Origin of the sequence: Micromonospora sp. NBC_01405, assembly GCF_045040155.1 — a bacterium.
Taxonomy (GTDB): Bacteria; Actinomycetota; Actinomycetes; order Mycobacteriales; family Micromonosporaceae; genus Micromonospora.
Genome location: NZ_CP109532.1, coordinates 2,028,865 through 2,048,635 on the forward strand (window position 1 = coordinate 2,028,865; position 19,771 = coordinate 2,048,635).

18 protein-coding genes are annotated in these 19,771 nt (G+C 72.1%); 5 read left to right on the plus strand and 13 right to left on the minus strand.

Features of this window, described 5'->3' with window-relative positions; translation table 11 throughout:
* Positions 1–272 precede the first annotated feature (272 nt).
* The 5 genes from OG559_RS07910 to OG559_RS07930 all read right to left on the minus strand — a co-directional run bounded on the left by OG559_RS07910 (position 273) and on the right by OG559_RS07930 (position 6,775).
* Complete coding sequence (locus OG559_RS07910) at positions 273–614, minus strand: hypothetical protein (RefSeq protein ID WP_350883704.1); 342 nt, start codon at positions 612–614, stop codon at positions 273–275.
* Between the two features lie 293 nt (positions 615–907).
* Positions 908–2,734 (minus strand): glycoside hydrolase family 13 protein, encoded by a 1,827-nt coding sequence (locus tag OG559_RS07915; protein WP_405113870.1) that lies wholly within the window; start codon positions 2,732–2,734, stop codon positions 908–910.
* Positions 2,735–2,955: 221 nt separating this feature from the next.
* Complete coding sequence (locus tag OG559_RS07920; protein ID WP_405116476.1) at positions 2,956–3,765, minus strand: sugar ABC transporter permease; 810 nt, start codon at positions 3,763–3,765, stop codon at positions 2,956–2,958.
* Between the two features lie 113 nt (positions 3,766–3,878).
* Positions 3,879–5,519: an ABC transporter permease subunit gene (locus OG559_RS07925; protein WP_405113872.1), complete on the minus strand. Its 1,641-nt coding sequence runs from the start codon at positions 5,517–5,519 to the stop codon at positions 3,879–3,881.
* The gene (locus tag OG559_RS07930; protein ID WP_405113873.1) at positions 5,519–6,775 is read right to left on the minus strand and encodes an extracellular solute-binding protein; all 1,257 of its coding nucleotides are present in this window, start codon (positions 6,773–6,775) and stop codon (positions 5,519–5,521) included. Before OG559_RS07930 ends, OG559_RS07925 begins: the two co-directional genes overlap by 1 nt.
* A 199-nt stretch (positions 6,776–6,974) precedes the next feature.
* Here OG559_RS07930 and OG559_RS07935 point away from each other — a divergent pair, with 199 nt between their 5' ends.
* The 3 genes from OG559_RS07935 to OG559_RS07945 all read left to right on the plus strand — a co-directional run bounded on the left by OG559_RS07935 (position 6,975) and on the right by OG559_RS07945 (position 10,540).
* The gene (locus tag OG559_RS07935; RefSeq protein WP_405113875.1) at positions 6,975–8,063 is read left to right on the plus strand and encodes a LacI family DNA-binding transcriptional regulator; all 1,089 of its coding nucleotides are present in this window, start codon (positions 6,975–6,977) and stop codon (positions 8,061–8,063) included.
* 300 nt (positions 8,064–8,363) lie between these two features.
* Positions 8,364–10,001, plus strand: coding sequence for a glycoside hydrolase family 13 protein (locus tag OG559_RS07940; RefSeq protein WP_405113877.1), 1,638 nt, complete (start codon positions 8,364–8,366; stop codon positions 9,999–10,001).
* A 218-nt stretch (positions 10,002–10,219) separates the two neighbouring features.
* Positions 10,220–10,540, plus strand: coding sequence for a DMT family transporter (locus OG559_RS07945; protein ID WP_396669283.1), 321 nt, complete (start codon positions 10,220–10,222; stop codon positions 10,538–10,540).
* Positions 10,541–10,594: 54 nt separating this feature from the next.
* On the opposite strand, the gene OG559_RS07950 is transcribed toward OG559_RS07945, so the two are convergent.
* The 5 genes from OG559_RS07950 to OG559_RS07970 form a co-directional block, all read right to left on the minus strand.
* Positions 10,595–11,044, minus strand: a complete 450-nt coding sequence (locus OG559_RS07950; RefSeq protein WP_405113879.1) for a hypothetical protein — start codon at positions 11,042–11,044, stop codon at positions 10,595–10,597.
* Between the two features lie 106 nt (positions 11,045–11,150).
* Positions 11,151–11,519, minus strand: a complete 369-nt coding sequence (locus tag OG559_RS07955) for a GntR family transcriptional regulator (RefSeq protein ID WP_405113881.1) — start codon at positions 11,517–11,519, stop codon at positions 11,151–11,153.
* Between the two features lies 1 nt (position 11,520).
* Complete coding sequence (locus OG559_RS07960) at positions 11,521–12,444, minus strand: YhjD/YihY/BrkB family envelope integrity protein (protein WP_405113883.1); 924 nt, start codon at positions 12,442–12,444, stop codon at positions 11,521–11,523.
* A 49-nt stretch (positions 12,445–12,493) separates the two neighbouring features.
* Positions 12,494–13,081, minus strand: a complete 588-nt coding sequence (locus tag OG559_RS07965; RefSeq protein ID WP_405116478.1) for a 2'-5' RNA ligase family protein — start codon at positions 13,079–13,081, stop codon at positions 12,494–12,496.
* Positions 13,082–13,154: 73 nt separating this feature from the next.
* Positions 13,155–14,174, minus strand: a complete 1,020-nt coding sequence (locus tag OG559_RS07970) for a hemolysin family protein (protein WP_405113885.1) — start codon at positions 14,172–14,174, stop codon at positions 13,155–13,157.
* Positions 14,175–14,287: 113 nt separating this feature from the next.
* Between OG559_RS07970 and galE the strand changes: the two genes are divergently transcribed.
* Both galE and galK read left to right on the plus strand, forming a co-directional pair.
* Complete coding sequence (gene galE, locus OG559_RS07975) at positions 14,288–15,271, plus strand: UDP-glucose 4-epimerase GalE (RefSeq protein WP_405113887.1); 984 nt, start codon at positions 14,288–14,290, stop codon at positions 15,269–15,271.
* Positions 15,268–16,437, plus strand: coding sequence for a galactokinase (galK, locus tag OG559_RS07980; RefSeq protein WP_405113889.1), 1,170 nt, complete (start codon positions 15,268–15,270; stop codon positions 16,435–16,437). Before galE ends, galK begins: the two co-directional genes overlap by 4 nt.
* 148 nt (positions 16,438–16,585) lie before the next feature.
* Here galK and cysN read toward each other — a convergent pair whose 3' ends face one another.
* The 3 genes from cysN to OG559_RS07995 all read right to left on the minus strand — a co-directional run bounded on the left by cysN (position 16,586) and on the right by OG559_RS07995 (position 19,696).
* Positions 16,586–17,887, minus strand: a complete 1,302-nt coding sequence (gene cysN, locus OG559_RS07985) for a sulfate adenylyltransferase subunit CysN (protein ID WP_405113891.1) — start codon at positions 17,885–17,887, stop codon at positions 16,586–16,588.
* On the minus strand, positions 17,887–18,798 hold the full coding sequence (gene cysD, locus OG559_RS07990; protein ID WP_405113893.1) for a sulfate adenylyltransferase subunit CysD: 912 nt from the start codon (positions 18,796–18,798) through the stop codon (positions 17,887–17,889). The genes cysN and cysD overlap by 1 nt, the downstream gene beginning before the upstream one ends.
* A 79-nt stretch (positions 18,799–18,877) precedes the next feature.
* Entirely contained in the window at positions 18,878–19,696 is an 819-nt protein-coding gene (locus OG559_RS07995; RefSeq protein WP_405116480.1) for an inositol monophosphatase family protein, read from the minus strand.
* Positions 19,697–19,771: the final 75 nt, after the last annotated feature.

Below are 19,771 nucleotides of genomic sequence, written 5' to 3' on the forward strand. Positions count from 1 at the left end.
CCACGCACAGAGCGCAAGACGTCTCCTTCCCATTGCACACCGCTCTGCGCGGTGGCAGCCCTTGAGCCGGCCTGCGCTGCGCCGCCGGCGTCCCACGTTACGGACGGGAGCGTACGCCCGCGTCCACCCACCGACGACAATCGTGCACGACTGTTGAGCGCCTGTTACCCCTACGTGATCCGTTGGGTGCGGCAGATCACTTGTCGCCCTGGCAGTGGCCGGTTCGGTGTCGCGAACGTCCGTTTCCCGCGGCCTGTCCCCTGGTCAGGACGCTACCGCCAGAAAACTGCCACCGCCGCGTTGACCAGGGTCAAACCCGCGATGGCGAGGAAGTGGCCACGGTTGACCGATTCCCGCTTACGGGAGAAGAAGACCATGACAAAGATCAGCAGCGCGAGCACCAACTTGGTAACAAGTTTCGCGGGGGCCGGTTCGTCGCCGTCACGCAACGGGGCGGACAGCCCGATTCCGGTCAGTAGGCCGATGACCGACCCCCAGAGCATGGCCGCGTTGATCCGCAGCCGGCCGCTGACGTATTGGGCGATCGTGCCGCCGAGCAGCAGGGCGAACCCGATCAGATGGACGTAGAGAAGGATCAGTCTCAGAGCTTCCATCCGACCATCCTCCCCCATCAACGACAGATCGTAGTAGCGGGGCGGATCAACGCGTGTCAGTGACCACCCCCACCACGCCACCCACCCGCCCCCACCCACCCCACCCCTACCCGCTTCCACCACCACCCCACCCCACCGCCCCCCGCTCCGCGATCTTGCACTTTGGGCCCTCGATTTGGGTCAGATGCCCCTCTTGTCGGGGCCGCAAGTGCAAGATCGTCGAAGGGGGCGGGGCGGGAGGGCGGGGGCGGGGTAGGGGTGGGTGAGGGGGTAGGGGGTGGGGTGGGGGTGGGTCAGGGTAGGCGCCAGGTCTGGAAGGTGGGGCCGTCGGCCGGGAGGGTGATCGTGCCGTCCGTGTCGGGGTGCAGGGCGGGGGCGCCGCCGTGGATGTTCTCCGCCGGTCCCAGGCCGGTCAGGCGGACCGGAGCACCGGCGGCGCGGCGGGCCAGGACCAGCACCGCACCGGTCGGGGCCTCGCGCAGGAAGACCAGCGTGTCCGCGTCGGCGTGCAGCCAGCGCAGGCCGCCGTGGCGCAGCGCGGGCTCCGAGCGGCGCAGCGCGATCAGGGCGCGGTACGAGGCGAACGTCGAGGCGTCCCAACTCTCCGGCCGGTGCCACGGCATCGGGCTCCGCGAGCCCTCGCCGTTGGCGCCGGTCAGCCCCAACTCGTCCCCGGCGAAGATCACCGGGGTGCCGGGCATGGTGGCGAGCAGGCCGGCGGCCACCTCCTGCCGGGCCGCGTCCCCGACGACGGTGCGGATCCGGGCCGAGTCGTGCGAGCCGAGCAACTGCCACGAGTGGGTGTACGACCGCCACGAGATCAGCGACCGGTAGGTGTCCATCGTCGCGAGCACCGCGTCCGCGTCCCGCCGCCGCACCCCGCCCGGGGTGCCGAGGAAGTTCGGCACCGGTTCGTCGCCGTGCCGCAGCCAGGACCAGACCGGGTCGGTGAAGCCGACGTAGTTCATCGTGCCGTGCCAGCCGCCGCGGTCCAGGTCGCCGGTGTGGTCGTGGCCGTGCTCGGCCATCAGCAGCCCGTCGGCCCGGGTGTCGGCCACCACCTCGCGCAGCAGCGCCGCCACCTCGTGGGTGTACGCGTCGGCCCCCCGCCGGCCGGTCATGTTCGCCACGTCCACCCGCCAGCCGTCCAGCCCGTACGGGGGCCGCAGCCAGCGGCGCAGCAGCGAGTCCTCGGCGGTGGCGAAGCGGCGACGCAGCTCGGCGCTGCCCCAGTTCAGCTTCGGCAGCGACCTGACCCCGTTCCAGGACTCGTACGACGGCTCCAGGGCGCAGCCGGTCACCTCGTCGAAGTAGTACAGCTCCCGCTCGGGCGCGGACACGTCGGAGACGGCCCGGGTGAACCACTCGTGCGCGTCGCCGGTGTGGTTGCTGGTGATGTCGCCGAGCAGCCGCCAGCCCCGGGCGCGTACGGCCTCGGCGAGGCGGGCCAGTGCGGCGTCGCCGCCGAGCAGCGGGTCGACGGTGTCGAAGCTGGCCGCGTCGTAGCGGTGGTTGGAGCGGGCCGGAAAGACAGGGGTCAGGTAGACGGTGTTCACGCCGAGGCGGTCCAGGTGGTTCAGCCGTTCGGTGACGCCGTCCAGGTCGCCGCCGTAGAACTGGCGGGGGGTCTCCGGGCCCCGGCCGATCACCGGGGTGTCCCAGTCGCACGGGATGGCCCAGTCCGGCAGGTCCCGGCCGTCTGCGGCGGCGGAGCGGGCGAACCGGTCCGGGAAGATCTGGTAGATCACCGCGTCCCGGGCCCAGGCCGGGGGCGGGGCGTGGGTGACCAGCTTGAAGTCGCCGTTGTCGGGCACGTCGTGGGGCACCACGCCGGCGGCGTTCAGCCAGCGGTAGCCGCGGCTGCCGGTGAGCATGAACCGGTAGTTGCTGACCGGGTTGCGGGCCTCGACGGGAACCCGCCACCAGACGTCGCCGCCGTCTGTGCGGTCGACGACCGCCTCGGTGAACCGGGGTTCGCCGTCGCCGGTGGTGCGCACGTGCACCTGCCGGACGTCGGCGCCGGCCGGCACCCGGACGAAGACGTCGACGGTGTCGCCGAGCGCGGGTTCCTGCTCGGGGACGTACAAAGCGGATCCGTCGTGGTGCGGCAACAGGGACATGGCGGTGCCTTTCGCGTCGGTCGGACGGGGAGAGGAATGGGTCTCCCGCCGCGGCCGGTTCCCCGACCGCGGCGGTCGATCCTGACTGCTCCGGTGTACGTCGGACGCCGACGCCCTTGCCGCAGCGCTGCGGTGTCGCTGAACAGCCGGTGGACCCGGCTGGTCGCGACGGAGCGGCACCCCTCGCCTCGACCTCGGCGAGGAGCGGCCACCTATCCGGTTTATCCCTTGACGGCTCCGGCGGTGAGGCCGGAGACGATGTAACGCTGGACCATCTGGAAGACCAGCACCGTGGGGATCGCGGTGAGCAGGGTGCCCGCCGCGAAGATCCCGAAGTTGTTGTTGCGTTCGCCGGCCACCAGGCCGAACATCCCGACCGCGAGGGTCTTCGACTCGCTGTTGGTCAGGAAGACGTTCGCCATCAGGAACTCGTTGATGGTGCCGATGAAGGCGAGCAGGCCGGTCACCGCCAGGATCGGCGCCACCAGCGGCAGCATGATCCGGAAGAAGACCTGGGCGTGCGTGGCGCCGTCCATCGTGGCCGACTCGTCCAGCTCCCGGGGGAGCGTGTCGAAGAAGCCCTTCATCAGCCAGGTGTTCACCCCCAGCGCGCCGCCCAGGTAGAGCAGCAGCAGGCCCCACGGGGTGTTGAAGCCGATCGCCGGCCACAGGTCGGTGATCGTCGTGAAGAGCAGGAAGATCGCCACGATCGCCAGGAACTGCGGGAACATCTGGATCAGCAGGAGCGACAACAGCCCGACCCGCCGACCGGAGAACCGCATCCGGGAGAAGGCGTACGCCGCCAGCGCCGACAGGCCGACCGACACGAACGAGGCCACCCCGGCGATGAGCAGCGAGTTGAGGAACCACCACCCGAACGCCGTACGGTCGAACAGGTTGGTGAAGTTCTCCAGGGACGCCCCGGTCGGCAGCAGCTCCGTCGAGGAGAGCGTGCCGAGCGGGTTGAGCGCGGCCGACAGCACGAACAGGATCGGGAAGAGGCTGAACGCGACCGCCAGCACGGCGACCAGGTGGCGCCAGCCGACCTGGGCGAACCACCGGTTGCGACGCCGGCCCGCGTTGCGGTTGACGGCCGGGGCGGCGCCGGTCGCGCCGCCCGCGACCGGAGTGCCGTGAAGCGAGGTCACGAGTACACCTCCTCCTGCTTACGGGTGCGCCGGAAGCTCACCGCCGACACCACCGCGACGATGGTGAAGATGAAGATCGACACTGCGGCCGCCAGGCCGAACTGGGCGCCCTGCGCGCCGAAGGCCAGCCGGTACGTGTACGTGATCAGCAGGTCCGTCGCTCCCGCCGTCGGGTTGTCCGCCGGGAACGGGCCGCCCTCGGTGGTCAGGTAGATCGCGTTGAAGTTGTTGAAGTTGTACGCGAACGACGCGATCAGCAGCGGAGAGAGCGCGACCAGCAGCAGCGGCAGGGTGACCGCCCGGAACGACTGCCAGGGCGACGCGCCGTCGACCGAGGTCGCCTCGGTCAACTCCTTCGGGATGGCCTGGAGCGCGCCCGTGGCGACCAGGAACATGTACGGGTAGCCGAGCCAGAGCTGCACCAGGATCACCGCGATCCGGGCCGACCACTCCTGGCCGAACCAGTCCACCCCGAGCCCGAACAGGTTGTTGATCAGCCCGAAGTCGGTGTTGAACATGTCCCGCCAGACCAGCAGCATCGCGAAGGACGGCATGGCGTACGGCAGGATCAGCAGGACCCGGTAGATGTTGGTGCCCCGCATCCGGGGCGAGTGCAGCGCCAGGGCGATGAACATGCCCAGGATGAACGTGCCGCCGGTGGAGCCGACGGCGAAGGCGAAGTTCCACAGCAGAGTGCCGAAGAACGGCCCGGAGATGGCCGGGTCGGTGAGCACCCGGGAGAAGTTCTTCAGCCCGACGGTGACCTTCCAGCCCTGGGCCAGCCGCTCGCCGTCGGGGGCGACGAAGGCGCCGGACTCCTCGTCCGCCGTCCAGGTCTTGCCGGTCTCGATGTCCTTGACGCAGTCGCAGCCGGCGTCGTACGCCCGGATCGCCTTGCCCTCGTAGGCACGGGACAGGCCGGCGGAACGCAGCGCGCCGCCGGAGGTCGGCACGACCAGGTCGGTGATCTCCTGGCTGCGGGCGCTGGCCTGGCCGAAGTTGAGCACGGTGTAGCCGTCGGCGGCGGTGACCTTGCCGCCGGGGGCCACGGTGACGTCGGCCGGGTCGAGTTGGCGCAGCCCGCCGGCGTCGCCGGCCGAGACGGCGCGGGTGCCCGGGTCGCTGACCAGGAAGACGAGTGGGCCGGTCGCCGGGTCGCCCTGGGTGGCCACGGAGAGGGTGTACTCGGCGGAGCCGGGCACCTGCTTGACCGAGGCGGTCTGGATGGCGACGACGGCGTCTTCCTTGGTGCCGCGGTGGCCGTCGCCGAAGTTCGTGAAGGCGGTGCTCGCCGTGTAGAGCACCGGGACCACCTGGAACGCGATGAGGAACAGCGTGCCGGGGACCAGGTACTTCGCCGGGATGTGTCGGCGGGTCAGGTAGAGGTAGAAGAGTCCGGCGGTGGTGGCGGCCAGCAGGGCCAGCCCGACCCACTTCTCCGCCTCGATGAGCGGGAAGGCCGCCCAGACCGCGATCCCGGCGGTCAGGCCGAGCAGGACCACCTTGACGAGCAGGCCGGTCGTGGTGATCGGCGCGTGGTGCCGCGCGGTGCGGGACCGGTCCGGGAGCCCGGGGCCGACGGGCTCCCGGCCCGGGGGCTGCGTGGCAGCCCCCGGGCCGGACAGCGACGTGCTCATTACTTGATCTGGCCGGAGATGGTCTTGCCGGCCGCGGTGATCGTCTTGGTCGGGTCGGCGCCGCCGATGATGGCGGCCTCGGCCTTGCCGAACGGGTCCCAGATGGTGGCCATGGCCGGGATCGCCGGGAGCACCTGGCCGTTCTTGCCGGCCTCCTGGAACTTGGCCAGGTCCGGGTCGGCGCCCTTGGCCTGGTCGAGGGCGGCGGTCAGCGCCGGCGGACGGGGCTCGGCGTTGTAGAGCGCCATGGCCAGCTCGGGGGTGGTGACATGGTTGGCCACGAACTCCTGGGCGAGGGCCTTGTTCTTGCCCTTGGCGGCCACGTAGAACGCCTGGACGCCCACGAACGGCTGGGCCTCCTTGCCGCCGGCGAAGCCGGGGACCGGGGAGATGTCGTAGGCGATGTTGGCCTTCTTGGCGTCCGCGACGGCCCACGGGCCGGAGACCAGGAAGGCGCACTTCTTGCCGGTGAACGTGGCGATCGAGTTCTCGCCGGTGATCGAGCGCTTCAGCGCGCCGTCGCCCTTCTCACCGAGCTTGGCGATCTTCTTGAACGCCTCGATCGACTCCGGCTTGCCCACACCCAGGTCCTTCGGGTCGTAGTCGCCGTTGGCGGTCGTGCCGAAGAGGTACCCGCCACCGGAGGTGTAGAAGGGGTAGATGTGGTAGGCGTCGCCGTTCTGGCCGGACTGGAGGCAGAGGATCTCGCTGGCCTTCTTCTCGGCCTTGAGCTTCTTGCCGGCGGCGACCAGGTCCTCGACGGTCTTGGGCGCCTCGGGGGCCAGCTCGGTGTTGCGGATCAGCGCCAGGTTCTCCATGGCGTAGGGCACGCCGTAGAGCTGGCCGTTGAACGTGACGGCCTTGACGGCGGTCTCGTTGAAGCCGCTCTTCTGCTCGGCGGCGAGCTGCACGGGGTCGATGGCGCCGTTCTGGACGAGGTTGCCGATCCAGTCGTGCGCGCCGACCACGACGTCCGGGCCGCTGCCCTGCTGCGAGGCGGTCACGAAGTTGGTCTGCAGGTCCTTGGAGACGGCCTGGACCTCGACCGTGACGCCGTTCTCCTTGCCGAACTTCTCGGCGAACGGCTTGAGGGCGGCGGTCCGCTTGTCGTCGGCCCAGATCACCAGCTTGCCGCCGGCTGCCTTGGCGGACTCCTTCGCGGCCGGCGCGTTGCTGTCGTCGTCGCCACCGCCGCAGCCGGTGGCGGCCAGCGCCAGGCCGAGGACGGCGACCACACCCGCGGTACGGATGCGCATCGGTACTCCTGTCGTCATGGCGTTTGCGCCGGGGGAAGGGCGGCCCGCCAGTGGAAACCTTCGAAAATTCTTGCTGCCCGGCGCCCGGTTGCTGCGCCGCTACTCCCGCATGTTGCGGGGACGTTAGCAAGAGGTTGCAGATAATGGAAGAGCTTGCAGGCGCGTACGCAAGAACTTGCCCGTGGGCTAAAGTTCGCCCATGCGCGCTCGACTGTCCGACATCGCCCAGCAGGCCGAAGTCAGCGAGGCCACGGTGTCGCGGGTGCTCAACGACCGCCCCGGCGTGGCCCCCGAGACCCGGCAGGCCGTCCTCACCGCCCTCGACGTCCTCGGCTACGAGCGCCCGGCCCGGCTGCGCAAGCGCAGCGCCGGCCTGGTCGGCCTGGTCGTGCCGGAGCTGGACAACCCGATCTTCCCCGCCTTCGCCCAGGTGATCGAGTCGAACCTGGCGCAGAGCGGGTTCACCCCGGTGCTGTGCACCCAGACCCCGGGCGGGGTCACCGAGGACGAGTACGTCGAGATGCTGCTCGACCGCCAGGTGTCCGGCATCGTCTTCGTCTCCGGGCTGCACGCCGACACCGCGGCCAACCACGACCGGTACCGGGCGTTGATCGCCCGGCCGCTGCCGGTCGTCATGATCAACGGGTACGTGCCGGGCGTCGCCGCGCCCTTCGTCTCCTGCGACGATCGGGAGGCCACCGAGCTGGCCGTGGCCCACCTGGTCGCCCTCGGGCACCGCCGGATCGGCCTGATCACCGGCCCGGACCGGTTCGTTCCGGTGCAGCGCCGGGTGGCCGGCTGGCGGGCCGCCATGGAGCGCCTGGCGGGCCTGCCCGACGCCGAGCTGGACGAGCTGGCCGAGCTGACCCTCTTCGGGGTGGAGGGCGGCGAGGCGGCGGCCGGGCGGCTGCTGGAGCGCGGGGTGACCGGCCTGGTCTGCGGCTCCGACCTGATGGCGCTCGGCGCGGTCCGGGCGGCCCGGCAACGCGGCCTGCCCGTGCCCGGCGGCCTGTCGGTGGTCGGGTACGACGACTCGCCCCTGATGGCCTTCACCGACCCGCCGCTGACCACGATGCGGCAGCCGGTGGCCGCGATGGCCGTGGCCGCCGTCCGGGCCCTGGTCGACGAGATCAACGGGCACGCCGCACCGCACTCGGAGTACCTGTTCCGGCCCGAGCTGGTGGTACGCGGCTCCACCGCCGTCGTCCGCCAGGACGCCACCGGCCCGGCGACGGGCGGCCCGACCCGGCAGCGCCCGACGCCCCCGGCCCTCCCCGTCCCCGCCTGAGTCGGCCCCGGCCCCGACCCTCCCCGCGCCCGCCCGAGCCGGCCCCGACCCTCCCCGCGCCCGCCCGAGCCGGCCCCGGGCTCGCGCCGGCCGCCGTCCCGCACCGTGGATCGCCCGGCGAGTCCCACCATCGGGCCGGCGTCGACACCGCACTCCCGCCACCAAGGGCGTCATTTCTTGCGCAATTCCTGCTTGACTCTTGCAGCAGCCGGGCGGCATCCTGCTCTGACACCCGGGTGACACACCGCCGTGCCACGCCACACCACGCCGTTTCGCGCCACAGAACGGGGATCGCCACCGATGACCGCCAGTAACCCGACGCCACTGACCTCCGACGACGACTGGTGGCGCTCCGCGGTCGTCTACCAGGTCTACGTCCGCAGCTTCGCCGACTCCAACGGCGACGGCGTCGGCGACCTGCCGGGTATCCGCGAGCGCCTGCCGTACCTGCGTGACCTCGGGGTCGACGCGCTCTGGCTCACCCCCTTCTACACCTCGCCGATGGTCGACGGCGGCTACGACGTGGCCGACTACCGCGACGTCGACCCGTTGTTCGGCACCCTCACCGACTTCGACGCGATGATCACCGACGCGCACGCCCTGGGCCTGCGGATCATCGTCGATCTGGTGCCCAACCACACCTCCAGCGCGCACCCGTGGTTCACCGCCGCGCTCGCCGCCGCCCCCGGCTCCCCCGAGCGGGCCCGCTACCTCTTCGCCGAGGGCAGGGGCGCCGACGGCGAGCTGCCGCCGAACGACTGGGAGAGCATCTTCGGCGGCCCGGCCTGGACCCGGGTGCCCGACGGCCAGTGGTACCTGCACCTGTTCGACCCGGCCCAGCCGGACCTCGACTGGCGCCACCCCGAGGTCCGCGCCGAGTTCGAGGACGTCCTGCGGTTCTGGCTCGACCGGGGCGTGGACGGGTTCCGCATCGACGTGGCCCACGGCATGATCAAGGCCGAGGGGCTGCCGGACGTCGGCTTCAGCAGCATGACCACCGGCCGGCGTCAGTCGGAGTTGCTCGGCAAGGGCCGGCTGCCCTACTTCGACCAGGACGAGGTGCACGAGATCTACCGGGCCTGGCGGCCGATCCTGGACAGCTACCCCGGCGGCCGGATGGCGGTCGCCGAGGCATGGGCCGAGACCCCCCAGCGGCTGGCCCGCTACATCGGCCCGGACGAGCTGCACCAGGCATTCAGCTTCGACTTCCTCGACGCCACCTGGTCGGCCGACTCGTTCCGCAAGGTGATCGACACCGCGCTGGCGGAGGCGACGATCGTCGGCGCGCCAACCACCTGGGTGCTGTCCAACCACGACAAGCAGCGGCACGTCACCCGGTACGGCGACGGCGAGGTCGGGCTGCGCCGGGCCCGGGCGGCCAGCCTGCTGATGCTCGCCCTGCCCGGCTGCGCGTACCTCTACCAGGGCGAGGAGCTGGGCCTGCCGGAGGTGCTCGACCTGCCGGACGAACTGCGCCAGGACCCGTCGTTCCTGCGCACCGGCGAGAGCCGGGACGGCTGCCGGGTGCCGATCCCGTGGAGCGGCGAGCTGGCCCCGTACGGCTTCGGCCCTGCGGGCAGCGCGCCGAGCTGGCTGCCCGCCCCGGCCACCTGGGCCGCCCTCTCCGTCGCCGCCCAGGCCGGGGTGCCCGGCTCGACGCTGGAGCTGTACCGTGCCGCGCTGCGGATCCGGCACTCCCACCCCGCGCTCGGCCCGGACGCCGGCGAGGTGACCTGGCTGGAGGCCACCGGCCCGGGGGTGCTGGCCTTCCGTCGGACCGCCGGCGAGGCCGAGCTGACCTGCGTGGTCAACCTCAGCGAGGCCGACGTCCTGATCGACGGCTACGGCCGGCCGGTCGCCGCCAGCGCGGATCTCACCGAGCAGGGCGTCGGGCACGTCCTGCCGGTGGACGCCGCCGCGTGGTTCGACCGGCGCTGACCTGGGTAGACTCCCATTTGAGCCCCTGGTCGTCCGTTGTGCCCCGCGCCGACGGGCGACTGGGTAGTCGACCCCTTGTGGTGGGGGGTGAGGTGCCGCCGACGCCCCGCGGAGTCCGCTCTGCGGGGCGTCGGCGACCATCTGGACCACGGGACCGACGCGCGTCACGCCGGGTCGCGGGACGGCGGAGGTGTTCCCCGTCACCGGAGAATCAGGGCATGGCATATCTGTTCCTGGTGCTCGCGATCGCGTCCGAGGTCGTGGGGACGAGTCTGCTCAAGGCGACGCAGGGGTTCACCCGGCCGTGGCCGACGCTCGCGCTGGCGGTGGCGTACCTGGCGGCGTTCGGGCTGCTCTCGCTCGCGGTGCGGGACATTCCCGTCGGCGTGGCGTACGCGATGTGGTCCGGGCTGGGCACGGCGGCGATCGTCGCGGTCGGGGCTGCCTTCCTCGGCGAACCGCTCAGCGTGACCAAGGTCGTCGGCGTCGGGCTCGTCATCGCCGGTGTGGTCGTGCTCAACCTGGGCGGCGCGCACTGACCGGCCGCCGGCCACGGCGACGGGTGGCGGCCCGGCCGGCGCCGACCGCGCGGGTCAGCCGCCCTTCTCGGTGAGCAGCTTGGCGATCCGGGCGAAGCCGGCCCGCAGCTCGGCCTCGTCCGGCGCCGGGAGCGGCCCGGTCCGGTCGTCCGCCTCGGCCGCCGCCTCCAGCTCGTCGTCGATGACGTCCTCGAAGTCGCCGTAGAGGTCGGCCGCCTCGATCCGGTTGTCCTCGTCCTGCGCGGCGAGTTGGGCGGCGGCGATCTCACTGCGGATCTCGTCCGGCGACAGCGCCGGCAGCAGTGGCTCGACCACCGCCATGAGCTGTTCCTCGGCCACCACCGACTCGGCGAGGGCCAGCGCGTGCGGTCGCTCGTACGGGCCGCAGACCACCGGTTCCCACTCGTCGGCGTCGGTCTCGCCGAGCGGGGCGAAGGTGATGATCCAGGGCAGGCCCCGCATCGGCGAGTCGTCCGGCAGGTCCAACGTCACGAGTGCGCCCACCGGCTCATCATGGTGGATTCTCACGTTCGACTGGGCGGCTTTTGCCCGAATTGCCGGTTCTCCGGTTGTCGGTCCGGTGCACGTCCGCCGCCCCGCCCGGAGCAACTCACCCTCGCCGGGCCGCGTCCAGGGCGGCCCGGACCAGGTCCAGCGCCGCGTCCGGCGCGACCCCGAGCCGCGCGGCCTCGGCCGCATAGCCGGCCGCCGCCCGCTGCAACCGGTCCACCGCGTCGTCCCGGCCCGGTGCCACGAAGGTGCCGTGCCGCCCCCGCGTCTCCAGCAGCCCGGCGGCCTCCAGTTCCCGGTACGCCCGGGCCACCGTGTTCGCCGCGAGCCCCAGCTCGCCGGCGAGCCGGCGGACCGTCGGCAGCCGGGTACCGACCGGCAGCCGCCCGTCCCCAATCTGCTCGGCGAGTTGGCCACGCACCTGCTCGTACGGCGCCACCGGCGACGCCTGGTCCACGACGATCCGCATGTCAGCCCGCTCCCCCGGGCGCACCCGGATCGGTGTCGGCGTCGATGTCCGCCGGGACCGGCCCCTCGGCCAGGTCCACCACCCGGCCGTACGGGCTGGTCGCGGCGAGCGCCGCGCCGAACAGGACGAGCTGGTTGAGCAGGTAGAGGTAGAGCAGCACGCCGACCGCCCCGGCCACCACCGCGTACGCCGGGTTCCGCTCGGTGCGCACCACGTAGTACCGCCCGACCGTGTTCAGCAGCGTGATCCCGACCGCGACCACGAACACCACCGGGCGCAGCCGGCGCCGGCTCATCCGAAGCCGGGGCACCGCCACCAGCAGCGCCGTCGCCAACACCGCGTTGACCAGCACGCTGAGCACCGCGCTCACCACCGTCAGCCCCACCGAGCCGGTGCTGCTCAGCAGGAACCGCAGCAGCGACTCCAGCGTGTCCACGGCGGCCACCGAGACACCGAGCATCACGAACACCAGCACCAGCACGCCCAGGTCGATCACCTGGCGCACCACCAGGTTGCCGGGCTGCTGGTTGAGCCCGTATATCAGCCGCTGCGACGAGCGGATCGCCTCCACCCAGCCGATCCCGGTGAAGGCCAGGATGACCAGGCCGATCACGCCGACGGTGCCGCTGCTCTGGGCGATCTGCGCCGGGTCCAGGAAGGGCAGGTTCTCCCGGAGGAACCCGGCGGCGGCGGCGCTGATCTCGTCGTTGTCCTCCAGGATCGCCCCGAAGATCGCGTACGCGACCAGGCCGAGCGCGAAGACCGCGAAGAAGCCGTAGTACGCGATGGCCGCCGCCAGCCGCGCGGCGAGCACATCGCCGTAGAGCGTCCCGGCCCGCCACAGATGGTCGAACGTCCGTGACCGGCGGCGCGCGGCGGTGACCCGCCGGCCGATGCCGGCCTCGATCCGCCCGATCACGTTCACGCCGTCATCCTCGCCGATCGGCCGCCGGCACGTCGACGGCCCGCCGGGTTCAAGCACCGAGCAGGAAATCCCGGCGCGGCTGCCACCGGGCCTGCCCGCTGTGGGAGAAGAGGGTGAACGAGCCCACCTCGAACATCGCCGAGAAGTCGGCCAGGTCCTCGTACACCTTGTCCAGCGCCTCCGGCGCGACGTCCTGCGCCACCGTGACGTGCGGGTGGTACGGGAAGCGGGCCTCCCGGTGCAGCTCGGGCGCGACTCTGATCGCGGCGGCCAGCAGCTCGCACTCGCTGATCCCGGCGGCCACTGCCACGAAGACCACCTGGGTGACGGGGCGGAACGTGCCGGTGCCGCGCAGGTGCAGCGCGAACGGCAGGTGGGCGGCGGCCACCGCGGCGAGGTGCCGCTCGACCGCCGGCAGCGCCGCCACCGGGATCTCGGTGGGCCCGAGCAGCGTCACGTGCGCCTGGACCACCAGGGGGTCGCCGGTCTCGACCCGGCGCCGGGTGAGTGTCCCGCCCCACGGTTCCGGGATGTCCACCGCGATCCCGATCTGGATGGTGTCGCCGGCCACCGGCGCCCCGTCCCTGCGATCCACGTTCCGCGCCACCCCTTCGGCCACCGAGCCGTCCACCCGTATCACGTCGCGCCGGCTACTCGAAGCACACCGGCGAAAACATGCCGGCAATTCTGTCAGCACCCCCCGGCGTACGTCATGACGGGCCGGCGGGTCGGCTCTCGGCCGCCGGCACCGGGGCGGCGACCTCGCGCCGCGGCTCGGGCAGGCGTGCCGCGGAGACCGCGAGCCGGGCCACCCGGCGCCCCTCCAGCGTGAGCACCCGCAGCAGCCACCCCTCGGGCGGGACGTCGGGGGCGCCGCCGTCGCCCGGGGCCGGGGGCACCGGCACCTCGTCGCCGTCGATCGGCAGCCGGCCGAGCGCCGCCATCACGTACCCGCCGACCGTCTCGTACGGGCCGGCTGGCAGCCGCACCCCGGTGCGCTCGGCGAAGTGGGCGAGGTTGAGCCGGCCGTCCACCACGGCGGGCAGCCCGGCCAGCGCCGGCTCGGGGGCGTCGTCGTGCTCGTCGTGGATCTCCCCGACCAGTTCCTCGATCAGGTCCTCGCAGGTGACGATGCCGGCGGTGCCGCCGTACTCGTCGACCACCACCGCCAGGTGGTGGCCCTCGCGGCGCATCTCGGTCAGCGCGGCCAGCACCCGCTTGCTGCCGGGCAGCTGCTTGACCTCCCGGGTCAGCTCGCCGACGGTGGCGTCCGGATCGAGGTCGGGGCGCAGCAGCACGTCGCGCAGGTGGACGAAGCCGACCACGTCGTCGTGGGTGCCGTCGACCACCGGGTAGCGGGTGTGTGGCTCGGCCCGGACCAGCCGCTCCGCCTCGGCCAGGCTCAGCCCGGCGGAGAGGAAGACCACCTCGGTGCGGGGCATCATCACCTCACGGACCAGGCTCGCGCCGGCCACCAGCACCTCGTCGATGATCCGCCGCTCGTCGGGGTCGAGAACGGTGTTGGCGGCGACCAGGTCGCGCAGCTCCGCCTCGCTGATCCGTTCCCGGCCGGCCGCGGGGCTGGCCCCGAGCAGGTCGGTGACCAGCCGGGTGGCGCCGTCGGCGGCCCGGACCACGAGCCGGGCGACCGCCCGGGCCAGCGGCCCCGGAACGCGTCGAGCCCGCCTCGGCGATCGTCGCCGGAGCCCGGGACCGCCCGCTTCCCGCATGTCTGTAGATGGTAGAGCCCCGAGGGCCCGGCGACGGCCCATGCGGCCACAGCGAGCCGTCGTAAGGTGATCACGAACGGCCCCGCGAGGCGTGGCCAGGCAGGAGGATCGACGTGAAACTGCTCGTCACCGGCGGCGCCGGCTACATCGGCAGTGTGGTGACCCGGCTGCTGCTCGACGCCGGCCACGAGGTGGTCGTCCTCGACGACCTGCGCACCGGGCACCGGGAGGCGCTCGCCCCGGAGGCCACCTGGGTCGACGCGTCGATCCACGACGCGGCCCGGGTGCTCACCCCGGGGGCGGGCTTCGACGGGGTGCTGCACTTCGCCGCCCTGATCGCCGCCGGCGAATCGATGGTCAGGCCGGAGCTGTACTGGCACACCAACACCGTCGGCTCGCTCGCCCTGATCGACGCGGTCCGGGCCGCCGGCGTGCCGAGAATGGTCTTCTCCTCCACCGCCGCCGTCTACGGCAACCCCGTCGAGCTGCCCATCCCGGAGACCGCCGTCAAGGCCCCCACCAACACGTACGGCGCCACCAAGCTCGCCGTCGACATGGCGCTCACCTCCGAGGCGATCGGGCACGACCTGGCCGCCGTGTCGCTGCGCTACTTCAACGTCGCCGGGGCGTACCTGCGCGGCGACCTGGCCATCGGCGAGCGGCACGACCCGGAGAGCCACCTCATCCCGATCGCTCTGGACGTGGCCGCCGGGCGGCGGGAGAAGCTCCAGCTCTTCGGCGACGACTACCCCACCGTCGACGGCACCTGCGTGCGCGACTACATCCACGTCGAGGACCTGGCCCGCGCCCACCTGCTGGCGCTCACCGCCGCCGTTCCCGGCCGGCACCGCATCTACAACCTGGGCAACGGCGCCGGGTTCACCAACCGGCAGGTCGTCGACGTGGTCCGCGAGGTCACCGGCCGGCCGCTGCCGATCGAGGTGGCGCCGCGCCGCGAGGGCGACCCGGCCGAGCTGGTCGCCTCCTCCGCGCTGGCCCGCGAGGAGCTGGGCTGGGTGCCCGAGAAGCCCACCCTGCACGACATGGTCGGCGACGCCTGGGCCTTCTACCGCACGCACGTCCTGGAGCGTCCGTGACCGATCCCGCGCGTCCCGGCAACGTCGCCGACCGCGCCGGCGCCGGCTTCCTGCACCGGTACGGCGAGCCACCCGCCGGCCGCTGGGCGGCTCCCGGGCGGGCCAACCTGATCGGCGAGCACACCGACTACAACGACGGCTTCGTGCTGCCGTTCACGCTGCCGCTGCGTACCGTCGTCGCCGCCGCGCCGCAGGACGGCGGGCGGTGGACGGTCTGGTCGGAGCTGTCCGACTCCCCGGTCGAGTTCGGCGCCGACGAGGTCGCCGCGCCCGGCCGGGTCGCCGGCTGGGGCGCGTACGTGGCCGGGGTGGTCTGGGCGCTGCGCGACGCCGGCCACGACGTGCCCGGCGCGCGGCTCGCCATCGCCTCGGACGTGCCGGTCGGCTCCGGGCTGTCCTCCTCGGCGGCGCTGGAGGCCGCCGTGCTGGCCGCCCTGGTCGACCTCGGCGGGGTGGACCTGCCGGCCGAACGGCGGCCCCGGCTCGCCCAGCGGGCCGAGAACGCCTACGTCGGCGTCCCCACCGGGATCATGGACCAGTCTGCGGTGATCCGCTGCCGCCCCGGCCACGCGCTGTTCCTCGACTGCCGTACCGAGTCCGTCGAACACATCCCGTTCGACCTGGCCGCCGCCGGCCTGGCCGTGCTGGTGATCGACAGCCGGGCCCCGCACCGGCACGCCGGCGGCGAGTACGCCTCCCGCCGCGCCTCCTGCGACCAGGCGGCGAAGCTCCTCGGGGTGGCCGCGCTGCGCGACGTCCCCGCCGCCGGGCTGGACGAGGCCCTCGCCCTGCTCGACGACGACGAGACCCGCCGCCGGGTCCGGCACGTGGTGACCGAGAACCAGCGGGTGCTCGACACCGTCGAACTGCTGCGCGCCGGCCGGATCCGCGACATCGGCCCGCTGCTGACCGCCTCGCACGCCTCGATGCGGGACGACTTCGAGATCACCGTGCCGGAGATCGACACGGCGGTCGAGGCGGCCCTCGCGGCCGGGGCGTACGGCGCGCGGATGACCGGCGGCGGCTTCGGCGGCTGCGTCCTCGCCCTGGTCGACGCCGATCGCGCCGACGCGGCGTCCGCCGCCGTCACCGCCGCCTACGCCGCCCGCAACTTCCCCGCCCCCACCTTCCACCTGTCCACCCCCGACACCCACCCCCGCCCCTGACACCCCGCCGCCTCACCCCCACCCACCCACCCACCCACCCCACGCGCCCCACTCACGCGCTATTTCACGGAAAGAGTGGCCATCCGGGCTTGGATGGCCACTCTTTCCGTGAAAATGCGGGGCGTTCGAGGGGTGGGGGCGGGCGGCGTCAGACGGTTTCGACGATCATGCCGGCGCCTACGGTGCGGTTGGTGGTCTCGTCGATGATGACGAAACCGCCGGTGGTGCGGTTGCGGCGGTACTCGTCGGCCAGGAGCGGCACCGTCGTCCGCAGCCGGACCCGGCCGATCTCGTTGAGCCTCAGTTCGGTGGCGGTCTCGTCGCGGTGCAGGGAGTTGATGTCGAAGCGGTAGTGCAGGCCCCGTACGATCGCCCGCGCCGAGCGGGTGGTGTGCTTGATCACGTACTTACCGCCGACCTGCAACGGGCGGGTCTCGTCCATCCAGCAGACCATCGCCTCGATGTCCTGCGCCACCGCCGGGGCGTTGTTCGGCCGGCAGATCATGTCACCCCGGGAGATGTCGATCTCGTCTTCGAGACGGACCGTGACCGACATCGGCGGGAACGCCTCCTCCACCGGCCCGTCCGCGGTCTCCACCGCCGCGATGCGGCTGGTGAACCCCGACGGCAGCACCATCACCTCGTCCCCCGGCTTCAACACCCCCGAGGCCACCTGACCGGCGTACCCCCGGTAGTCGGTCACCGTCGTGGACTGCGGCCGGATCACATACTGCACCGGGAACCGCACGTCCTGCAGGTTCCGGTCCGAGGCGATGTGCACCCGCTCCAGATGATGCAGCAACGACGGACCGTCGTACCACGGCATGTTCTCCGACCGGGACACGATGTTGTCCCCCCGCAGGGCCGACACCGGCACCACCGTCAGGTCGGGCACGTCCAGCTTCGCCGCGAACGCCGTGAACTCGTCCGCGATCCGCTCGAACACCTCCTGCGAGAAACCGACCAGGTCCATCTTGTTCACACACAACACCAGGTGCGGCACCCGCAGCAGCGAACACAGGAACGCATGTCGCCGCGACTGCTCGACGAGGCCCTTGCGCGCGTCCACCAGGATCAGCGCCAGATCGGCGGTGGACGCCCCGGTGACCATGTTGCGGGTGTACTGGATGTGCCCCGGAGTGTCGGCGATGATGAACTTCCGCCGCGGCGTGGCGAAGTACCGGTACGCCACATCGATCGTGATGCCCTGCTCCCGCTCCGCCCGCAGGCCGTCGGTGAGCAGCGCGAGGTTGGTGTACTCGTCCCCCCGCGCCGCGCTGACGGCTTCGACGGCGGCGAGCTGGTCGGTGAACAACGACTTCGTGTCGTACAACAGCCGGCCGATCAACGTCGACTTACCGTCGTCGACGCTCCCCGCCGTCGCGAACCGCAGCAGGTCCATCGGCCGCGCCCCGAGATCGACCTCGGCGGCCACAGTGTCGGTGCTCATCAGAAGTAGCCCTCCCGCTTACGGTCCTCCATCGCGGCCTCACTGACCCGATCGTCACCCCGGGTCGCGCCCCGCTCGGTGATCCGCGTCGCGGCCACCTCCTCGATCACCAGTTCCACCGAGTCCGCGTCCGAACGCACGGCAGCGGTGCAGGAGGCATCGCCCACCGTCCGGTAGCGCACCTGGGCCTTGAACCGCTCCTCACCCGCCCGGGGGTGGAAGAACTCGTTCACCGCGTAGAGCATCCCGTCCCGCTCCACCACCTCGCGCTCGTGCGCGTAGTAGATCGGGGGCAACGGGATCCGCTCCCGCGCGATGTAGTGCCACACATCCAACTCGGTCCAGTTCGACAACGGGAACACCCGGATGGACTCGCCCGGGTGATGCCGACCGTTGTACAACGACCACAGCTCGGGACGCTGGTTCTTCGGATCCCACTGCCCGAACTCGTCCCGGAACGAGAACACCCGCTCCTTCGCCCGCGCCTTCTCCTCGTCCCGCCGCGCCCCACCGAACAACGCGTCGAACCGGTGCTTCTCCACCGCGTCCAACAACACCGGCGTCTGGATCCGGTTCCGCGTCCCGTCCGCCGCCTCCCGCACGAACCCCCGCGCCAACGCCTCCGGCACGCTCGCCACGATCAGCTGCAGGCCCAGCTCCGCCACCCGACGATCCCGGTACTCCAGGACCTCCGGGAAGTTGTGCCCCGTGTCGACGTGCATCACCGGGAACGGGATGTTCGCCGGAGCGAACGCCTTCTGCGCCAACCGCAACATCACGATCGAGTCCTTGCCACCGGAGAACAGCAGCACCGGCCGCTCCATCTCCGCGACCACCTCGCGCATCACGAAGACGCTCTCCGCCTCCAACGCGTCGAGGTGCGAGACCTGGTACGCGGCGGGGGTGGTCATGACACGGCCTCGATTCGCTCGGATCCGCCCATGGGATTCCAGACCTTTCCGGTCGGACACGTAAAGAAGAACGCTCAGGCTACCCGGACTGCCTCTGCAACGCTGCAAGCAACCGGCTGGCGAGATCCTTGCGGCAGACCAACAGGTCGGGCAGGCGCGGATCAGCCTCGTTGTATCTCAGCGCAGAACCGTCGATCCGGGAAGCATGCAGTCCGGTGGCCGTCGCCACAGCTACCGGGGCGGCCGAGTCCCACTCGTACTGGCCGCCGGCGTGGATGTACGCGTCGACCTCACCGGTCACCACTGCGGCGATCTTCGCCCCCGCCGAGCCCATCGGAACGAGACGAGCGCCGACATCCTCCGCCAGATCGGTCAGAAAAACCGGCGGACGACTACGACTGGCCGCCAACCGGATGACCTGTCCCCCGCCCGCGGTCGCCGCGCCCAGCGCCATCGGCGGGTACGCCGGCGGTTGGTCCGTGCCCAGCACCCGGTGTTGCGCCGGCAGCCCGACCGCGCCGGCCACCAGGCCGTGCGGGGTGGCGGCGTTACGCGCCCAGAGCGCCACGTGCACCGCCCAGTCCGAGCGCCCCTCCTCGGCGTACTCCCGCGTCCCGTCCAGCGGGTCGATGATCCACACCCGGTCGGCGGTCAGCCGGGGCACCGCCCCGGCGTTCACCTCCGCCGCCCAGGCCAGCCGCGAGCCCTCGTCCTCCTCGGAGAGGACCGCGTCCCCCGGGCGCCACTTCGCCAGCTCCGTCCGGATCAGGTCGTGCGAGACCTTGTCCCCGGCCGACTTCAACGCCCCCGGGTCGGCGAAGCCCATCTCCGTACGCAGGCCCAGCAGCGCCTGCCCGGCCTGGGCCGCCAACCACCGGGCGAACGCGCCGTCGATCATCGGAGGACTGCCCACAACTCGCTCCCGTCGCCTCGCCGGCGACCCGGGCCGCCGGCTGCGGTTCGCCCGAAAGGC